This is a genomic window from Legionella longbeachae, from assembly GCF_004283175.1.
Classification (GTDB): Bacteria; Pseudomonadota; Gammaproteobacteria; order Legionellales; family Legionellaceae; genus Legionella; species Legionella longbeachae.
This window is the reverse complement of the sequence record NZ_RXNW01000009.1, coordinates 15,878-35,742: the sequence shown is the minus strand read 5'-3', so window position 1 is coordinate 35,742 and position 19,865 is coordinate 15,878. Positions and strand designations below refer to the sequence as shown.

Sequence of the window (19,865 nt, the reverse complement as noted above, 5' to 3'; positions counted from 1 at the left end):
ACAATCCTGGAATACCCAAATATTTTTAAGTTAAATTATCTTACTTCGAATCTCTTTTTTAAAAGTTTCTTGAACAACAGTCTCTTTGATTAAAATTAATCCCTTTTTAATTTTATCACCTCGTTTAATTGTATTCGCAATATCGTCAACATTTAGAGGCAAAGCAGTAACAAGTTGATGATGTACAGGCCGCTCCACAGATGTTTCACCACTCTTAAGTGAAGTTTTTGTTCTCTTTACATCCTTACCTTGCTCTTTTTCACTAATATCATGGATTATCACATCACATGCTTCACTTGTAACTGTATCATGAATTATCACATCGCATATATCATCAAGGAGACCCTGTAAATTACTATTTGTTGATTTACCCAAGCGGTTACGGTTAGATTTTTCAACATCTTTTGGGGCTTGTTGCTCAACTTTTTGTCTCAAGATGCTTATCTCTTGAAATAAAGCACTTTTGTTTGCATCAAGCCCCGGAAAAGTTTCATTACCTGCCAGTCTGTTTAAAAAAATACATGCCTGGGTTATTTTATTCATTTTGGGCAAATTAGCCTTTATATCCTCTATAGCACTAACCCGAGGTACCCTGAAAAATCCAAAAGAAACTTTATGAAGAAACCATCTAAAGTTACTGGATTTTTCTAAATCTTTTTCTAATAATGCCTTATCTACACCGCTCAAATATTGATTCGCATGAGAGAGAGCATTCCCTTTGAACAATGATTCTGAATTAAGTCTTGGATCTTGAAGTAGTTTTTCTAAATGAGCTGGCTCCTTTTGCCCTAGTTTTTCCTCTAAGTTCTTATCTAGACTATCAGCAGTTAAAATTGTTCGAATTAATTCCAAATCTTCATAAGAGCTTAATTTAGATGCCGGAGATAATTTTTCCACCTCTTGTATAAAGGTATCGGCTGAGGATGTTACCTTTTCTAATAATGTTTGAAAATGTCTGATAGGTAACCGATCTTTTGAATTTTCCCGAGTTAATTCTTGTACAAGTAATGACAGATTCGTTACCTCATTTGTCGCTGGTGGAGATATTACAAATTTACTTAATAATTGCCATTTAACAAATTTTTGCTCAAAATCTTTTTCACTTTCCTCGTTAAAAGGAATAAGGTTACTTTTGAGCATAAACTCTTTTAACGCCGTACCCACTTGAAAAGACATGTAGGAAGGCATATCGAGTTTAGTAGAAAATGCTCTAAAATTTAGACCGATACTACCAGCTCTAAGACACCGTTGGTACTCAGGCGCCCCATACGCCGGGGAAGTGGAAATCTCGTTTACTTTTGGATCCTTCTTATCGGTGATTGTTTTTCTATCACTGACAATAAGTCGCTCACCATCAGTTAGGAAATTAGATAATTTAATATCAGGATGATAATGCCCTGAGTCCATTAGTTTAGTGCAAAAATCGCTGAGCTTTGCCATGAAATTCAGTGTTTGCTTAGAAATTTCCTTTGGATCTCGGCCCTTAAGTTTTTCGGCATAACGAGCTAAATCTCCTTTTGTTCCAAATTCACTAATTACGACAGGTTGATGCATTGTTTCGTCATCATCATTAAGAAATGGAACCATAATCGTTACATAATCTTCAGAGAAATATTCACTCACCTGATGTGTTTGCAATTGTTGTTCTTTACCCATCGTATGTCGATCTTCTACCCGGATTACTATGCTTATTGGCTCGCCGTCAATATTAAAAGTAAAGTTCTTATTATTGCTCTTGGGATTTCCAAGAACTTCGGTTTGATATTCATCAAACTCTTCATGTACAAATCCCTGAATGGCATCAACTTTTGCATAAGCAAGTGATAAATAATACATATGCCGTTGAATTTTTTCTTGTAATTGTTGATTCTGTTGATAATAAGCTTTTATGGTCTGATTATACTCAATATACTTCGCAATATTTTCCTTGGTTGGATCATTAGTAAATAATTTATCGCGTTCTTGCATTGCCTTATAGAAATCTGTTAGCGATGTTACTTGTAAAGGTCTTAATGGAGAAAAAACACAAGAGACGGCGTTGGCAAATTCAATGCTTTGCAATATTTTTGATGAATCACGGTGTATTTGATATTTTTGCAAATGACTCTCTAAACCATTTTTTCCTGGTTGATTTCTCCATTGTATTATTTTGTTGATTGTACTGTGTTGCGTTAAGTAATTGATTTTTTGTAGATAAAATAACCTTTTTAATTCGACATATTCTTCTTCATCAGAAATTTCATTATATTTTGAAACTAACTCTATCAGTTTTTTGAGTTCTTTTGAGGTATTTGAACTTGGGGTATCTAAATGCCTGGACATGAAACAAACCTTAATGAATTATTATTTTCATTGTCATCACCAATATATGGGAAATATAAATTCAAATAGTGATCAACATTGAAAATTTACTGCTATTTCAAATCGATACTACTGTATTAATTATTCTTTTTATCCAATGATCTTAAATAAGCGAGTTTTTCGGCGATTTTTATTTCTAAGCCACGTTCGACTGGTTTGTACCATCCAGGCTCTTGCATTCCTTCTGGCAAATAATGTTCACCAGCAGCATAAGCATGAGGCTCATCATGCGCGTAACGATACTCTTTGCCATAGCCTAGTTTTTTTAACAATCGAGTTGGTGCATTACGCAAATGGATAGGTACTTCTCGAGATTTATCCTGTTTTACAAAAGCCATTGCTTGATTAAAAGCCATATAACCTGCATTACTTTTCGCAGCTATTGACAAATAAATAACCGCTTGTCCCAATGCAAGTTCTCCTTCAGGAGAACCGAGGCGTTCGTATGTTGTTAGCGCATCATTTGCAATTTGTATTGCCCGTGGATCAGCCAAACCAATATCCTCCCACGCCATTCTCAAAATACGCCGTGCTAAATAAAGAGGATCTACACCTCCATCTAACATACGGCACAGCCAATAAAGTGCCGCATCAGGATGAGAGCCACGAACAGACTTGTGTAAAGCGGAAATTTGATCGTAAAAGTTTTCTCCACCGTTATCAAAACGCCGTGGATTTTTAGCCAAAGAGTTTATAACAAAGTCTTTGGTTACATGTTCATTATTCATGGCGGTACATGCAGTTTGTAATTGTTCTAGCGTATTTAATAATCGTCTGGCGTCTCCGTCAGCAAACTCGATTATCATTTCTATAGCCTCTTCATCAAATTGAAGATGGGACAAAACTGCTTGATGTGCTTTTTGGAATAATTGTCGTAATTCGTCTTCAGATAATGGTTCTAATACGTAGACCTGGGCGCGAGAAAGTAAAGCAGAATTTACTTCGAAGGAAGGGTTTTCCGTAGTAGCACCTATAAATGTTACTAAGCCTGATTCTGTATAAGGCAATAACGCATCTTGTTGTGCTTTATTAAAGCGATGAATTTCATCAATAAACAATAAGGTATGTTTACCATAAATCAAGTTTTCTTGTGCTTTTTCAATCGCGGCGCGGATGTCCTTCACTCCCGAAAAAACTGCAGATAATGCTATCCATTCACAATCAAAAGTTTCTGCAGCAACTCGCGCAATTGTTGTTTTGCCAACACCAGGTGGGCCCCATAAAATCATAGAATGAGGTTTTTTCCCTGCAAAGCATAGTTTTAAAGATTTCCCCTCGCCTAATAAATGGCCTTGCCCAATGACCTCATTGAGATTTTTAGGTCTTAAAAGCTCTGCCAGTGGTGGCTTAGGTTCTACCTGAAACAAACTCATTGTTGAACTACATCCACCCCTTTAGGCGTTTTGAATTGAAACATATTGGAAGCCAATTTGGGGTTTAATTTAATTTGAGATAATTGAACAGTAGTCACTTGCCCTAATTGATCATAAAGCTCTAACCCTGTTAAGAGATCTTGTCTAAAGTTCAATTTAATTCGTTGAAAACTCGCCTTGGATGATTTTGATTTTAGATCAAAAACCAATTCATCACCCACTCCAGTTTGAGATACATTAAAATCTCTAGTGACTGTATCGTCATAACCACTTAAAAATAAAGCAGCAGTACCTCCTAAACCTTTGCTTTGTTTTTTAACCGTTACTTGTTCTAAATCCTTATCATAAACCCAGATTCTTTGCCCATCCGCAACCATCAATTGCGCCATAGGTTGAGCAGTTTGCCAACGAAATCGCCCTGGCCTTTGCAAAGCCATGGTGCCCGACGAGCGGGATACGACTCGATGTTTTGCCTTCACTGATTGCTTAAAATTCGCGGTCATTGCTCGGATACCATTAAGTTTGGCCTGCAATAATTCGCCTGGTGTTTGACAAAACACCGTAGTAGAGATACTTAATAGCAATGCAATAAATATTTTTTTCATAATCAATCCTCTGTCACTGATGCCACCAGGACATCTCGATATCCCCCCTCTAGGGGACCCACAATTCCTACACGCTCCATTTCCTCAATCATTCGTGCCGCACGGTTATAACCTATTTTCAAACGTCTTTGTACTGCAGAAATACTTGCCTTACGTGTCTGAATGACAAACTCTACAGCCTGGTCATAAAGAGGATCATCGTCTTCAGCTTGACCTTCTTCATCAGAACTACCTTCATTCCCATCCCCGGGCATTTTTAAAATAGCATCAATGTAATCAGGTTCACCACGAGCGCGCCAATCATCAGCAATACGATGTACTTCCTTGTCATCAACAAAAGCACCATGAACACGTAAAGGAGCACCACTCCCTGGTGCTAAGTATAACATATCTCCGTGCCCCAATAATTGCTCGGCGCCTTGCTGATCCAATATAGTCCGAGAATCAATTTTTGACGAAACCTGGAAAGACATTCGCGTAGGAATATTTGATTTGATAAGGCCTGTTAAAACATCTACAGACGGTCTTTGGGTAGCAAGAATCATATGAATTCCTGCGGCTCGCGCTTTTTGTGCGATGCGGGCAATTAATTGTTCTACTTTCTTACCCACAACCATCATCATATCTGCAAGTTCATCAATCACTACTACAATACAAGGTAAAGGTTCTAATTCCGGGGCTACCTCGTCCATTGAGTCAGTGGGCCTCCATAAAGGATTCGCTAAAGGTTGGCCATTAGCAATGGCTTCAGTTATTTTACTGTTGAAACCTGCTAAATTTCTTACGCCTAATGCAGCCATCAGCTTATAACGACGCTCCATCTCCTCCACACACCAACGTAAGGCACTGGCAGCTTCTTTCATATCAGTAACTACTGGAGTTAATAAATGAGGGATACCATCATACACTGATAATTCCAGCATTTTAGGATCAACCATAATCAAGCGCACTTGCTCGGGAGTGGCCTTAAATAAGATACTTAAAATCATGGCATTTATCCCCACAGATTTACCTGAACCAGTGGTACCGGCCACAAGTAAATGAGGCATTTTTGCTAAATCAACTACTACAGGATGGCCTCCAATATCAACTCCTAAAGCCATACTTATAGGCGAATGTGCCTGCTGATAAACATCTGCGGATAGAACATCAGATAATCGAACCATTTCGCGTGAATGATTAGGTAACTCAATACCAACGACAGTCTTACCAGGAATAACTTCAACAACACGCACTGAAATGACCGACAAGGAACGGGCTAAATCTTTAGCCAAAGCAGTCAATTTACTGACTTTTACTCCTGCAGCCAATTGCAATTCAAAGCGCGTAACTACAGGGCCAGGATGTACAGCGACTACTCCTGCCTGAATGCCAAAATCTAATAAATGTTGCTCCACTTCACGTGATAAATTTTCTAACTCTTGGTGCGTATATCCCCCCATAGGTTTGCCAGGCTGCCCTTTATCTAACAAGCTAAGCGAAGGCAAATCGCCTGAAGTACTCATTTTAGGAGGGCGAATTTCTTTTATTTCTTTAGCAGGTTTAATAATTTCAGACTTTACTTCGTTGGATATTAAAACAGGAGCGGCTACAATTGTTTCCTTTTCATTCACTACTTTTGGCTTAAATAGCTTGGGTGCGGGTTTCTCACGAGGTGTAGCAGGGATCTTCGCTGTACTTTCTGATTTATTTTTATAAATCTTTAACTTGATGAGCTGCCATGTTTTTTGCAATGCTCTGGTCAAATAATTTACAATAAATAAAGTATAAAAACCAATTAACTCAATCGCATTTATCCAGGACAAACCAGTAAACCAGGTAGTCCCTACTAAAAGTATTGCTAATAAAGCGAGACTTGCTCCATAGACATTGAGCATTTGGTACCAGCCACCACCTACTGCCTGTCCTATAAAGCCCCCGGGACCACGAATAGAATTTAATTGGCTCATCTCCACTTGCAAACTTAATAAACCACATCCTCCTGCAAAAAGAAATATCAAGCCAATAGAGCGCAGCAATATCACGCGTTTATCAAGAATTTTTAATACACGAAAATCGTGTAAAATAAACCATGCAATGTAAACGAAAGATAGCGGTACTAAATAAGCAAAATATCCAAATGTAAAATAAAGTGCATCTGCGACATATGCACCTACTTGCCCCCCTGAGTTAGCAACAGTAATTCCCTTCAATGAGGCATGTGATAATCCAGGATCACTTATTTTAAAGGTTAATAAAGACAAAAGAACAAAAAGAGCACTTGTTAGAATGAGTATAAAACTCCCCTCACTAACTCGCTTCATGACATAGTTAGGCATGTGTTTTTTAGTTCCTTGTTTTTTTTTTCCGGAGCGTTGTTTTTCCATGGGTATTTTCATATCTTTGTTTTTATCATAATATTCGCCATCTTAACACAAAATATTAAGGAAGGCAGAGAGATGAGCGCAAGCAATCACCATCGCTTAATCATATTAGGTTCAGGTCCAGCAGGTTATACCGCCGCTGTCTATGCTGCAAGAGCCAATCTTAATCCTGTTTTAATCACCGGCATGCAACCTGGTGGTCAACTAACCACCACAACAGAGGTAGATAATTGGCCTGGAGATATTGAGGGATTACAAGGCCCTGCCCTGATGGAACGTATGCAAAAACATGCAGAGCGTTTCGAAACCAAAGTCATTTTTGATCATATTGTTAAAGCTGATCTAGCACAACCCCCTTTTGTTCTTCAGGGTGATAGTGAAACTTATACTTGTGACGCTTTAATCATTGCTACTGGAGCCTCTGCGCGTTATCTAGGATTGGAGTCTGAATCCGCCTATCAGGGACGGGGTGTTTCTGCCTGCGCCACTTGTGATGGTTTTTTCTATCGCAATAAAGCAGTCTGTGTCATTGGCGGAGGAAATACTGCAGTCGAAGAAGCACTTTATTTATCAAATCTTGCTTCGTCAGTAACTTTGGTTCACCGACGTGATAGTTTGCGTGCTGAAAAAATCCTTCAAGACAAACTCTTTGAGAAAACTCAAAATGGAAATATCAAAATCATCTGGAATTCAACATTGGAAGAAGTTATTGGTGATGGTAAAAAAGTAACTGGTGCCTTAATTCGCAATGTTCAAAATGATAGTAAAGCATCATTAGATGTAGATGGTGTCTTTATCGCCATTGGTCATACACCTAATACTGATTTATTTAAAGACCAACTTATAATGAATAACGGTTATATTGTAATTAAATCAGGACTTGATGGCATGGCCACAAGTACATCTATTCCTGGAGTATTTGCATGTGGTGATGTAGCGGATCATGTATATCGCCAAGCCATCACTTCGGCAGGTTTTGGATGTATGGCAGCACTTGATGCAGAACAATATCTAGATTTAAATGTACATAAATAAGGCACAAAATTGTAGCTTGGGTCACTAATTAGGCCCAGGCTATGGTCTTTCAACTCTTAATCCCGAGGAGTTATTTTAATCTTATATTTGACACCAAATATTTCAAACTAACAAACTCGCCATTAAAAAATGCCAATAGAGTTTTCTTTTTTTTCCTGATACTTGCTTATAATCACTGTAAGATGCCATTTTATTGAAACGAAAGTTCAGGAGATTAAGTTGAGTGATACTGAACAATACTCTTTCCCAAACCCAGAAACAAGCGATGATCATGGTCTATTGATGGTCGGAGGAGATCTATCCCCTCAACGGATACTTCAGGCTTATAGGCAGGGAATTTTTCCCTGGTATGAACCTGGCATGCCGGTACTTTGGTGGTCCCCTAATCCCAGGCTAATATTGATTCCCAATGAATTTAACTTATCTCAAAGTTTAAAAAAATCTCTTAAAAAAGAGTTTACTTGCACTATCGATACCGCATTTAAACAAGTAATTACTGCTTGTGCTACTTGTTCTAATCGGGTTAATAACACCTGGATTACCGAAGAAATGATAGAAGCCTACACCAATTTGCATCGTTTAGGTTTCGCCCATTCATTTGAAATATGGTATGCAAACAATCTTGTTGGTGGTCTTTATGGAATTAATTTAGGGCGGGCTTTTTTTGGTGAATCCATGTTTCATAAAATAACAGATGCATCCAAAATTGCCATTTATTATTTATGTAAAACTTTAACAGACTGGAATTTTGATTTTATTGATTGTCAAATCCCAACAAATCATTTACAAAGTTTAGGCGCTAAGGTCATTGATCGCAAAGAATTTCTTTATTTATTAAACAAGACGTTAATTTACCCTGCGAAACAAGGCTTATGGCATTTCTCTTATTAAGCCCGAATATTTACAATTAGTAGAACTATACTATTAGGAGGCTGTATAAGGTAGCTAATAATCACCCTCTTTTACCATAACTTACTGATTATGGCCTGGCCTTGATATGTTTTTAAAAACTGGAGTACATTATGGAAGCGATGCAAAAAAATGAACTAAACTCCAAGATCCCGATTATTTTTGGATTAATCAACAGCTACCAAATACATAACCTTCTAGAACAACATAATGCAAAAACAAAAGAGTCTAAGGCAGTATTTTTAATTAGAGATAGTTCCACCTATCCAGGTTTACTCACGATTTCCTATTATTGTCAAGAACAAGATATAGTGAAACATATTCGATTTGGACTAACTGATAAAGGATGGAAAACAGCGCCCAAGCCACCTCATGAACCCCTAAAATCAGATTCGCCTGAAATTAAAGAAAAATATACTTTAGATAAAATAAAGTTTGAAAGGAAAATGAAACAATTCATCAATACTGCAAAAAAACTTTTTGAACAACATATCAGGGCTGAATCGTTCAAAACATTAATCATGGAATTAAAAATACACGAATTTAATCTAGAAGGACTCATAAAACCTACACGTTCCCAAGCCAGTCAAGAAAAACATTTTACTGACTATGTTTAGTATAAGTCGTACATTTTGAATTATTTAAACACAATAAGATAGATTACAATCATGAAATTTAATACGTTAGATTGCCATTTTATTTATTTTAGTGCAGTATACATGGCTGCAAGTAAATGTATAATTATGCATAATAAACTTTATCAATTTGGTACATCACTGAGAGACCTATGGCAAAAGAAGATCATATAGAAATGGCTGGTACTGTTATAGACACCCTACCCAACACCATGTTTCGTGTTGAATTAGAAAATGGGCATATTATTACTGCTCACATTTCTGGTCGTATGCGTAAAAATTACATAAGAATTTTGACTGGAGATAAAGTCAAGGTTGAGTTAACCCCTTATGACTTAACTAAGGGTCGCATCATATTCCGCGATAAAAATTAGTCCCATTAAGAGTTAGTTGTAACTTAATCATCTCATCCTAAAAGCAATAAAGCCTGTGGTTCTTATTTTGAGCAAGGACCACGCAGCGTACCCATGTCAACTTCACAACAAAGCACGAGAATAAGAGAATAGACATGTAAAACCGCTGCAACTCCCGTGATTCAAATGAGTATAAATCGATGAGACGGGAGAATCGCCTGCTGCATATTTCAAAAAAATATCCTCAGTAATAAATAGCCACTGAACTTTACTTTTAGTAATTCGCCTCAAAACTTAAGCAAATATACCCCTAACTATTTGTATTTACACAGATATAAAAATAATTCATTACATATATAAAAAAAATCAATTATTCAAATACAAATCATGTTGCTTTAATGCTTATAAAATATTTAATTTCATCAGGGAGCATTATTATGAAAAATAAGTATGAGTATAAACCTGAATATGATTATCTACTTCCAATTCATATTATCGGATATCAACATTCAGGAAAAAGTCAACTCCTAAATCGCTTTGCAAATAATGATTACATGGAATCATATTTCATAACTATAGGTTTTGATTTTAGGGTTAAAACTTTGAATGTGCAGGATAAACGCGTTAAGCTACAAGTTTGGGATAATCCTTCCTCTACAACAAACAAGGTTGTTCCTGCAAAAGCTTTTATTGTTGTATATGACTGTACTGATATGCAAAGCTTTATTGAAGCAAAAAAACTTGTTAATAAATTACAATCAGAACATTCCGATAAACCTGTTACATTGGTAGCCACAAAAAGCGATTTAATCTGCAAGAAAGTAATTGAGTACGAAACAGCGAAAGAATTTGCAGACAGTAAGGATTTAAACTTTTTTGAAGTCAGTGCAAAAGAAAATAGCAATGTAAATGATGTGTTTATAGCCCTTAGTTTACAGTTGATGGAAAGCATTGAATATCAAGAAAAGAAAAGTGGTCATTTAAATCCTGGCCAGAAAACCCCTGCTGCTATTAGTAATAATTCTGATGATGAGAAATTCCGAAAAAAATTAGAGGCGTATATAACAAAAAGAAACAACGAGTTCACTAATACAGGTAAACAGTATCATTGGGGTGCTAGATTATTTATCTGGTTTCAAAATAAAAACATTAGTGCAAATAATAAAATAGTGACTGCTGAAAAAGCTTTAAATTTGCTTTATAGTAATGACGCCGAGCCTCAAAAAAATAAATCAAATTCTGCTACATTCACAATGGATGAAATAACTACCTTAAGTAATGGACGCTTGGGTACTATTATGAAAGAAAAATTAAAAAGCATGAAACATACTAACGAAAATGGTGAAATTAGATATTTTTTTGATAACAGTAACGGGTCAAAAAATCATTAAAAGCAATCTAGCCATAAAAAGTGCTGTTTATACAGCACCTTTTGTCTTAATAAAAATCCACGTAAATACTGTCTTGTATGGAATAAATTGGAAGAAGATCGGGCCACTGCAATAGACTTAAAGGTTTCGTAATTTTCGCGAAAGCGGAAATCCATTTCTATTCAACAAACATTTCGAGTGTTTAATAGTGTCTATACCTAACACCAATGAGTTTTTCGGTTACCACAAAGTGTAAATACGTCATTCCCGCCTCCTCTGAGCTATAGACGAAGTCGAATCCATAAAGCGGGAATCTATAACTGAATGTGAACGCAGGTTGGTTACGTACTAGTCCCAAAACCGTTGGCACTAATACGTAAAAAAGACTTTATAAAGCTTCAAATATTGCTGCAGCGCCCATACCTGTACCAATGCACATGGTAACCATACCATAACGGCCCTTGGTTCTTTGCAAACCATGTAATAAAGTTGCCGTCCTTATTGCACCAGTAGCTCCTAATGGGTGGCCTAAGGCAATAGCCCCACCTAACGGGTTTACTTTGTCACGTGGAAGATCAAGCTCCTTGATCACTGCTAAAGCTTGAGCTGCAAATGCTTCATTAAGCTCTATCCAATCCAATTGATCTAATGTAATTCCCGCCCTTTTTAGCGCAATAGGAATGGCTTCAATAGGCCCAATTCCCATAATTTCGGGTGGAACACCTGCAACTGCATAACTTAACAGTCGCCCGATGGGTTTTAACTTATAATAATGTAGCGCCTGCTCACTAGCTAATAAAGCAATACCTGCTCCATCACTGGTCTGTGAGCTGTTTCCAGCAGTGACTGTTCCTCTTGCAGCGAAAACGGGTTTTAACTTGGAAATTGCCTCATATGAAGTATCAGCCCGTGGCCCTTCATCCTCACTTACCAATTTTTTCTTAATTAACACATTTGAGTTTTCTAAATCGGCATGTCTTATCGTGATTTCAATAGGACTGATCTCCGCCTTGAAATCACCACGTTGCTGTGCTGCCACAGCTTTTTTATGACTTTCAGTAGCAAACTCATCTTGTTGCTCTCTCGAAATTCCCCATCGCTTAGCCACATTCTCAGCAGTAATTCCCATGCCATAAGCAATTGCTATGTCTTCATTATTAAAAATAGCTGGGTTTGCTGTGTACTTATTTCCACCTAAAGGCACCATCGACATACTTTCCACACCACCAGCAAGAGCAAAATGTACATCACCACTACGAATAGAGTCTGCAGCGATAGAAATACTTTGTACACCTGAACAACAAAAACGGTTAATAGTCATTGCAGGGACTGATTGAGGCAAATCGGCGAGCAATGATGCGATACGTGCTACATTCATTCCTTGCTCAGCCTCTGGCATGGCACATCCTATAATAACATCCTCTATTTTTGACTTCTCTACAGACAAATTACGCTGCATTAAATTTCTGATTACGTGCGCTAACAAATCATCAGGTAAAGTATGCTTAAATACACCACGAGGTGCTTTACCAACTGGAGTACGTAATACGTCAACTATGTATACATTAGTCATTTTTCAATCTCCCTTAATTACGTAGTGGCTTGCCGGTCTCTAGTAAATGACTAATCCGTGCCTGAGTTAACGGTGTCGAAGCAAGATTAATAAAAGCTTCTCGCTCTAATTTAAGCATCCAATTCTCATCTACAACTGTATTTTGATTGAGATTGCCACCACATAGCACTGTTGCCAACTCCGTAGCGATAAAGTAGTCATGCTGAGATATAAAACCTCCTTCTAGCCAATTCACTAAACCTGCTTGCAATCGAGCTTTACCTTCAATACCTGCAATTTTAAATTGTTTCTTTAAGGGGGGAAGATAGTTCTTTGCATGCATGGATTTTACTTGCTCTAATGCTGCATATAGAACCTCATTCGCATGCATAATATAACTGTCGGTATTGCGTAAATAGCCCATTTGCATCGCATTGGCAGCTGAACTAGCCACTTGGGCAGTTGCAATTTGCTGAAAATAAACTTGTATTACGGACAATAAATCACCTTGGGGGACGAGTTGTGCCGCCCGCATTGCCATTTCTTTACATCCACCACCAGCAGGTATCAGGCCAACACCAAACTCCACCAAACCCGGATAAGATTCAAAAGCAGCAACTACTGCATCACAATGCATCATTAATTCACAACCACCACCTAACGCCCGCCCTCTTAAGGCAGCAACAATTGGCATAGGGCTATATTTTAAGCGCAAAGCTACATGCTGAAATTGGGCAATCATAGCCTCTAAATCATGCATTTTATTATCTTGAATTAATTTTAATACGCCGCGTAAATCAGCTCCTGATGAGAAGTTATTAGCATCATGTTGATGTACAATCAGTCCTCGGCATTGTTTTTCAGCTATTTGCAATGCTGCATCTAACCCATCAAGCACCGCTTGTCCTACTGTATTCGCTTTACTCTTAAAATTCACTACAGCAACATCATCTTGTAAATGCCACAAACAAATCCCTTCATTTTCATAAAGTACAGGCTTAGGGTGAGTAGATTCTTTGAGAATTTTATCAGGGAAAAATTGGCGTTTATAAACAGGCAATTGACTTCTAGGTTGGTAATCATCGAGTTGTGGCGAATAGGCGCCCTTTTCAGTATAAAAATGACTAATTTCAAAAAGCCATCCGGGCAAAGACGCTGAGCCAAGAGTTTTATTTTCTTTTATTTCTCGATAAATATACTGGGTCATCGTTGCCAAATCAGCGAGTTGCCAGGTTTCAAAAGGACCTTGCATCCAACCAAATCCCCAGCGAATGGCTAAATCCACATCTCTTACATTATCCGCAATTGTCGCAAGATGATAAGCACAATAATGGAACAAATCCCTAAAACATGCAGCTAAAAATTGCGCTTGCTTGTCTTTAGAGGTAATCAGACTTTGCATGCGCGCAACTGGATCCTGGTTTCCCATAATGGCTTTTAACTCATCACTTACACAAGGGTTAGCTGGACGATAGCTCGCTGATTTTACATCGTAAACTTCTATTATTTTACCATTTTTTCGGTAAATACCTTGCCCTGTTTTTTGTCCTAAATGTCCCTCTTTAATTAAATGAACAATCCATTCTGGTAATTGATAACTATGATGCCATGGATCATCAGCTAATTGTTGCTGCATGGTATTCACAACATGCTGCATCGTATCTAAACCCACAACATCCATCGTCCGAAAGGTTGCTGATTTGGGTCTGCCCAATAAAGGACCAGTTAAAGCATCAACCTCATCCAACCCCATATCCATAGCAAACGCATGGTGTAAGGTTGTTAATAAGGAAAATACCCCTATACGATTCCCAATAAAATTTGGAGTATCTTTTGCCCTGACGACCCCTTTGCCCATATAGCGAGTCAACCAAGTTTCTAAATGATCCACTAACTCTTCATCCGTAGCCTCTGCGGGAATAAGCTCAGCAAGATGCATGTAACGTGGAGGATTAAAGAAATGAACGCCACAAAAATTCGTTCTATGCCGTTCAGGCAAAACAGAACTCAAGGTATTAATACTTAGGCCGGAAGTATTGCTCACAAGAATCGTTTTTTCTCCTAAGTACGGAGAAATACGTTTATACAGATCCTCTTTCCAATCCAAGCGCTCAGCAATAGCTTCAATAATTAAATCACATGAAGACAAGTCCGAAAGATGTTGATCATAATTTCGTGCTTGTAATAAAGCAGCAGTTTGTGCTGTTGCAAGGGGGTCTGGTTTTAACTTTCCTAAATGAGCTATTGCTTTGTCAACAAATGCATTAGGGTTCCCTTCTTTCGATGCCAAATCAAAAAGTAAGGTTTCTATACCTGCATTCACTAAATGCGCAGCAATTTGTGCCCCCATAACACCAGCCCCTAGAACTGCGGCTTTTTTTATAAAAAAAGATCCCTGCATTCTTTTTTCCTTATTCATTTTATTTTATCTGAGTAAGCGCCATGAAATTTAGAGATAAACACATTGAAATACCTCTCTGTCACATGGCAGCAAACAGCGAGGTAAAATAAATATCTTTAATTAAATGGTAGCCATGCTTCACATTACCAATTAACAATTTTTTCAAGACAGATCAAAACGAATCCCTTGAGCTAAAGGTAATTCATTACCCCAGTTAATTGTATTGGTTTGGCGACGCATATACGCCTTCCAAGAGTCAGACCCTGATTCACGCCCCCCACCAGTCTCTTTCTCTCCTCCAAATGCTCCACCAATTTCAGCACCTGAAGTACCTATATTAATGTTGGCAATTCCACAATCACTGCCCCATGCACTTAAAAAATATTCTGCATTTTTCAAATTTTGAGTAAACATCGCTGAGGACAATCCTTGAGGAACATTATTTTGTAAGGCAATGGCTTCATCTAAAGTCTGATAAGGCATTACGTACAAAATAGGTGCAAAAGTTTCTTCTTGCACAACATCCCAATGATTTTTTACATCACATACCAAGGTAGGTTGGACAAAAAATCCCGGTTGATGCAACGACTCCCCACCAAATAAAATACGGCCACCCGCTGATTTAATACGGGATATTGCTTTATTAAATTGTTCTACAGCTGGCTTATCAATAAGTGGTCCCATTAAATTGTGCTTATCCAAGGGATCGCCAATTGTTATTTGCTCATAAGCAAAACGTAAACGCTCAATAACATAATCATACATGGAATGATGTACAAATAAACGTCGTGTTGAGGTACATCTTTGACCTGCAGTGCCTACTGCTCCAAAAACTATTGCAGGTATCGCTAAATGAAGATCTGCTGTTTCATCTAAAATAATTGCATTATTACCACCCAGCTCAAGAATAGTTTTTCCTAATCGAGCAGCAACTTTCGCAGCAACTTGTTTTCCTACAGCTGTTGAGCCGGTAAATGAAATAAGTGGAATCCGACTATCATTAACCATCGTTTCGACAACATCGTGATGTTCGGGAATTATTAGACTAAATATCTCAGGACAGCCATTGCGACTTAATACCTCATTACAAATTTGTTGTACTGCTATAGCACATAAAGGTGTTTTTGCCGAAGGTTTCCATAACGTGACATTTCCACATATAGCCGCTAGAAAAGCATTCCAAGACCAAACAGCAACCGGAAAATTGAAGGCGGAAATAACCCCAACAATTCCATATGGATGCCATTGTTCATACATTCTATGCTGAGGCCGTTCTGAGTGCATGGAATTCCCGTATAACATTCGGGATTGGCCAACGGCAAAATCAGCGATATCAATCATTTCTTGAACTTCGCCATCGCCCTCTTGCTTTGATTTACCCATTTCTAATGATACCAAACTACCTAAAGCATCTTTATGCTCACGTAAAGCCTGGCCAATTTGCCTGATAATTTCTCCTCGTTTCGGAGCTGGAACTTTTTTCCATTCATGCGCTGCATATTGGGCACGCTTCATTACTTCTTCATAATCTTCCATAGTGCACGTTGCAACTTCAGCAAGCTTTTCCCCATTTGTAGGGTTAAAAGAAACTAACTGATGTTCATGAACCTTGCTTTGCCATCCCTGACCACTAAAAGCCCCAGGGTTAACAGCATGAATTTTTAAATGCTTTAATATATCCATTGATTATCTCCGTAATAATCCAAAACTATATCATTCAACTCGAGATACGACCGCTAAGGAGCGGTCGTGGATAAGAACGTTTGATTGCGATCGATTATGCGTAATAACGACCAAAACGGTTTTCCAATACAGCAGATAATTGGAATTTTTCTTGTAAAACCAGCCCCTTGTATTCATTGGCCTGGCCTAGTGTTAAATCAACAACAGCACAGACACCCGAAGCCGTACTTATTTGAATAGCAGACCACTCCAATCCACAAATTTCGACTGGATAAATCTTCTTCACATAATTTCTTTCTGTAAGTTCACCGCGTTTTATTCCTTCTACAGAAACATAAACAATGACAATATCTTGATAGGTTTTAGGAATAGCATTTTCTAGGATTCGCTTTAATGTAGGCCTATCTTGATTTAAACGCAAGTCATTCATTAATAGACGCATTTTTTGACAGTGTCCTGGATAACGCATCGTTTTATAATTCATGGTTTGCACTTTACCTGCGTGCATTTCTGCCAAGCTTCCAAGCCCCCCAGAGGTATTAAAAGCTTCATATTCACAACCATCAATTTGAATGGTTTCCAAACCTTCTAATGGGGCTAAAGTAACTGCTTTCCCATATTTAATAGCGTAGCAAGGATTACCATATTCATTAATTACCCCATCAGTCGACCAGGTTAATGAATATTGCAGCGCATTGTTTGCATTTTGAGGAAGCGCACCCACGCGTAATTTGACATGATGACATTCTTCAAACTCTTGCATTAAGCTATTAGCAGCGATGCTAATAAATCCTGGGGCTAAACCACACTGAGGTACAAATGCAGTTTCTGCATCTATAGCTATTGCTTTGACTGCCTCAGTTACAGCCGTATCTTCAGTCAGGTCAAAATAATGTGCTTTAGCTGCTCTTGCGGCTTCAGCAACATGTGTATTTAAAAAATAAGGAAGGCTTGAGATGACAGCCACTATTCCGTTTTTTTCCATATACGCTTGTGTCGATGCCTTATCTTGAACATCTAAGGCCACGGTTTTGATTTGTGGTACCGCTTCCAATAACCTTTTAACATCTGATCCATTAAAATCTATATCTACTAAATGGACCTGATAAGAACCGCTTTCTGACAGTAAGCAAGAAATTAAACTACCAATTTTCCCTGCGCCAGTAATCATTACATTATACATTTAATCCCTCTCCCATTATAAAACGCAATCATCCTACACAAATTCTCAAGGCTTGGGTAGTATTCTCTAAATCTAAATTTTGAACATCAATATGCAAAAGGAAGTTATTCTGGAATTATTCATAATCTTAATGCACGACTTTTCCTCCTCCATAAATACGCTCCTTATAAGGAAAAACAGCCGTTTTCTTTGCAATTCCAATGTAGCTTATTAAAATTTACCGATAGAACAGAACCATTCATTTTTTGGACCTTAGAATTAATCATTCATCGCTTTCAGCAAAAAATTGGTTTAATCAATGAATGAAACTTCTTTTACTACACCCCCACCCCAAATGAATTATGATGTACGAACCAGATAAATAAATTGCCTGTTGAACTAATGGTGCAATATCAATTGATACATGTTATCTTTCTTTTTTAAAGAAAAGAATTTGCTAATTCTTGACCTAAATCCAGTACTCATTTATCTTACCCTTTTATAATTTGTTGATAAAATATGAAGCAAACTGCTTTAGCGAATAGCACAACGCTTAAATCATCAATCTGTCTTGGCTATACAAAATATTTGTTTGTATTTATAGCCGGCCTATTTTCTCCTTTTGGCTTTGCACCTTTTCACATGCCAGGCCTCACTTTATTAAGTTTAGCCTCTCTTTATTTCAGCCTGAAGAATTGTTCTGTAAAGCAAAGTGCTTACCTGGGCTTTATTTATGGATTAGGTTTTTTTGGCTTCGGAGTTTCGTGGGTTATCATCAGTATTCATGATTATGGTCAGTTGAATTATTTTGGATCAGCATTTGTTACATTAATTTTTATCATGTACCTCTCTCTTTTCCCTGCTCTGGTTACTTACTTATATAAGCTATTAGAATTAAAACACCGAACACTACTGTCTTTACTCTTATTTAGTACTTTATGGTGTCTTAGTGAGTATTGTCGCTCCACGTTATTTACTGGATTCCCATGGTTATTGGTGGGTACAACCCTTATTGATACACCAATTAAATATCTTGCCCCTATTTTAGGAGTTTACGGGTTAAGCCTGGTCTGTGTTTTTATCTCTGCATTGCTTACCTTGGCTGTTTCACCAAATTATCCAAAACGGTTTTACTGCTTAATTACTTTCATACTCATCATGATAAGCCCCGCACTATGTAAAAATGTTTCTTGGTCACAAATAAAACAAGAGCCCATTAGTGTTGGTGCAGTTCAAGCAAATTTATCCATGCGCGATAAATGGGATGAAGCTTTGTTTTGGAATTTATTAAAATATTATGAAAACGCAATCAATAAACTTTTAGGAAAACAACTTATTATTTTGCCTGAATCCGCAATACCCCTTCCTGCGAGTTATCTGGATAAGTATTTGCTTAAATTAAACAAAAAGACAACAAAAGCAAACAGTGCGTTAATGTTAGGAATACTCCAACCCACAAATGACAATGAAACTCATTATTATAACTCCATCATCACTTTTGGTCAGGCAAAAGGAACAAAGTTTAAACGCCAACTTGTTCCTTTTGGAGAATACATTCCAAAACCTCTAATTACGATTTATCAATGGCTCAAGTTACCCGAGGCTAATTTATTACCTGGAAAAAAACAACAGCCTTTAATTAAAATCGCTAAACACCCAATTGCAAGTCTGATTTGTTATGAAATTGCCTATCCCAATATTTTACGTTCACAAATGCCCAAAGCCCAATGGATCGTTTCCATCAGTGATAATGGTTGGTTTGGACACTCACTAGCAAGTTATCAGCAGTTACAAATGGCCCAACTCCTCTCCTTAATGACTGGGCGATATCAAGTGCTTGTTAATAATGATGGTTTATCTTCAATAATTGATACCCATGGTGATATAGTTGAAAGCCTTCCTCCATTTAGTTCTGGATTATTACAAGGTACGGTTTATCCTGCCCATGGTTTTACTCCATGGATTATTTGGTATGAGTATCCTTCTTTGATTTTTTGTGCATTTTTTATAATTTTTATACTTTTTATTCAACTTCGTCGCTTATTCCAGCAATAATCTATTGC

At 37.5% G+C, this 19,865-nt stretch carries 14 protein-coding genes; 6 read left to right on the top strand and 8 right to left on the bottom strand.

Translation table 11 applies throughout. The features are described 5' to 3' along the window. Positions 1–30: 30 nt before the first annotated feature. From EKG34_RS10305 to EKG34_RS10290, 4 genes are all read right to left on the bottom strand, one after another. Positions 31–2,322: a hypothetical protein gene (locus EKG34_RS10305; protein WP_003636120.1), complete on the bottom strand. Its 2,292-nt coding sequence runs from the start codon at positions 2,320–2,322 to the stop codon at positions 31–33. Positions 2,323–2,438: 116 nt separating this feature from the next. Continuing rightward, positions 2,439–3,734 (bottom strand): replication-associated recombination protein A, encoded by a 1,296-nt coding sequence (locus EKG34_RS10300; protein ID WP_003636119.1) that lies wholly within the window; start codon positions 3,732–3,734, stop codon positions 2,439–2,441. Then, on the bottom strand, positions 3,731–4,339 hold the full coding sequence (gene lolA / locus EKG34_RS10295) for an outer membrane lipoprotein periplasmic chaperone LolA (protein ID WP_003636118.1): 609 nt from the start codon (positions 4,337–4,339) through the stop codon (positions 3,731–3,733). Before lolA ends, EKG34_RS10300 begins: the two co-directional genes overlap by 4 nt. A 2-nt stretch (positions 4,340–4,341) precedes the next feature. Continuing rightward, complete coding sequence (locus EKG34_RS10290) at positions 4,342–6,705, bottom strand: DNA translocase FtsK (RefSeq protein ID WP_003636117.1); 2,364 nt, start codon at positions 6,703–6,705, stop codon at positions 4,342–4,344. 72 nt (positions 6,706–6,777) lie between these two features. On the opposite strand from EKG34_RS10290, the gene trxB reads away from it, so the two are divergent. From trxB to EKG34_RS10265, 5 genes are all read left to right on the top strand, one after another. Then, positions 6,778–7,737, top strand: a complete 960-nt coding sequence (gene trxB / locus EKG34_RS10285) for a thioredoxin-disulfide reductase (RefSeq protein ID WP_003636116.1) — start codon at positions 6,778–6,780, stop codon at positions 7,735–7,737. A gap of 282 nt (positions 7,738–8,019) precedes the next feature. Next, positions 8,020–8,628, top strand: coding sequence for a leucyl/phenylalanyl-tRNA--protein transferase (gene aat / locus EKG34_RS10280; RefSeq protein ID WP_223800146.1), 609 nt, complete (start codon positions 8,020–8,022; stop codon positions 8,626–8,628). A gap of 131 nt (positions 8,629–8,759) precedes the next feature. Continuing rightward, positions 8,760–9,263, top strand: coding sequence for an SH2 domain-containing protein (locus EKG34_RS10275; RefSeq protein ID WP_003636113.1), 504 nt, complete (start codon positions 8,760–8,762; stop codon positions 9,261–9,263). 170 nt (positions 9,264–9,433) lie between these two features. Beyond that, positions 9,434–9,655, top strand: a complete 222-nt coding sequence (infA, locus tag EKG34_RS10270) for a translation initiation factor IF-1 (protein ID WP_003636112.1) — start codon at positions 9,434–9,436, stop codon at positions 9,653–9,655. A gap of 416 nt (positions 9,656–10,071) precedes the next feature. Then, the gene (locus EKG34_RS10265) at positions 10,072–11,025 is read left to right on the top strand and encodes a GTP-binding protein (RefSeq protein ID WP_003636111.1); all 954 of its coding nucleotides are present in this window, start codon (positions 10,072–10,074) and stop codon (positions 11,023–11,025) included. 367 nt (positions 11,026–11,392) lie between these two features. Here EKG34_RS10265 and EKG34_RS10260 read toward each other — a convergent pair whose 3' ends face one another. From EKG34_RS10260 to EKG34_RS10245, 4 genes are all read right to left on the bottom strand, one after another. Next, entirely contained in the window at positions 11,393–12,577 is a 1,185-nt protein-coding gene (locus EKG34_RS10260; protein ID WP_003636110.1) for an acetyl-CoA C-acyltransferase, read from the bottom strand. Between the two features lie 13 nt (positions 12,578–12,590). Next, complete coding sequence (locus tag EKG34_RS10255) at positions 12,591–14,957, bottom strand: 3-hydroxyacyl-CoA dehydrogenase/enoyl-CoA hydratase family protein (protein WP_003636109.1); 2,367 nt, start codon at positions 14,955–14,957, stop codon at positions 12,591–12,593. Positions 14,958–15,119: 162 nt separating this feature from the next. Further along, entirely contained in the window at positions 15,120–16,640 is a 1,521-nt protein-coding gene (gene amaB / locus EKG34_RS10250) for an L-piperidine-6-carboxylate dehydrogenase (protein WP_003636108.1), read from the bottom strand. 94 nt (positions 16,641–16,734) lie between these two features. After that, the gene (locus EKG34_RS10245) at positions 16,735–17,823 is read right to left on the bottom strand and encodes a saccharopine dehydrogenase family protein (RefSeq protein ID WP_003636107.1); all 1,089 of its coding nucleotides are present in this window, start codon (positions 17,821–17,823) and stop codon (positions 16,735–16,737) included. 498 nt (positions 17,824–18,321) lie between these two features. Between EKG34_RS10245 and lnt the strand changes: the two genes are divergently transcribed. Further along, a complete protein-coding gene (gene lnt, locus EKG34_RS10240) occupies positions 18,322–19,857 on the top strand; it encodes an apolipoprotein N-acyltransferase (protein ID WP_003636105.1) in 1,536 nt (511 codons plus the stop codon). Positions 19,858–19,865 lie beyond the last annotated feature (8 nt).

Coding starts and splice junctions, on each gene's coding strand:
- EKG34_RS10305 (WP_003636120.1), bottom strand. CDS start 2,322: ATGTCCAGGCATTTAGATACCCCAAGTTCAAATACCTCAAAAGAACTC.
- EKG34_RS10300 (WP_003636119.1), bottom strand. CDS start 3,734: ATGAGTTTGTTTCAGGTAGAACCTAAGCCACCACTGGCAGAGCTTTTA.
- lolA (WP_003636118.1), bottom strand. CDS start 4,339: ATGAAAAAAATATTTATTGCATTGCTATTAAGTATCTCTACTACGGTG.
- EKG34_RS10290 (WP_003636117.1), bottom strand. CDS start 6,705: ATGGAAAAACAACGCTCCGGAAAAAAAAAACAAGGAACTAAAAAACAC.
- trxB (WP_003636116.1), top strand. CDS start 6,778: ATGAGCGCAAGCAATCACCATCGCTTAATCATATTAGGTTCAGGTCCA.
- aat (WP_223800146.1), top strand. CDS start 8,020: ATGGTCGGAGGAGATCTATCCCCTCAACGGATACTTCAGGCTTATAGG.
- EKG34_RS10275 (WP_003636113.1), top strand. CDS start 8,760: ATGGAAGCGATGCAAAAAAATGAACTAAACTCCAAGATCCCGATTATT.
- infA (WP_003636112.1), top strand. CDS start 9,434: ATGGCAAAAGAAGATCATATAGAAATGGCTGGTACTGTTATAGACACC.
- EKG34_RS10265 (WP_003636111.1), top strand. CDS start 10,072: ATGAAAAATAAGTATGAGTATAAACCTGAATATGATTATCTACTTCCA.
- EKG34_RS10260 (WP_003636110.1), bottom strand. CDS start 12,577: ATGACTAATGTATACATAGTTGACGTATTACGTACTCCAGTTGGTAAA.
- EKG34_RS10255 (WP_003636109.1), bottom strand. CDS start 14,957: ATGCAGGGATCTTTTTTTATAAAAAAAGCCGCAGTTCTAGGGGCTGGT.
- amaB (WP_003636108.1), bottom strand. CDS start 16,640: ATGGATATATTAAAGCATTTAAAAATTCATGCTGTTAACCCTGGGGCT.
- EKG34_RS10245 (WP_003636107.1), bottom strand. CDS start 17,823: ATGTATAATGTAATGATTACTGGCGCAGGGAAAATTGGTAGTTTAATT.
- lnt (WP_003636105.1), top strand. CDS start 18,322: ATGAAGCAAACTGCTTTAGCGAATAGCACAACGCTTAAATCATCAATC.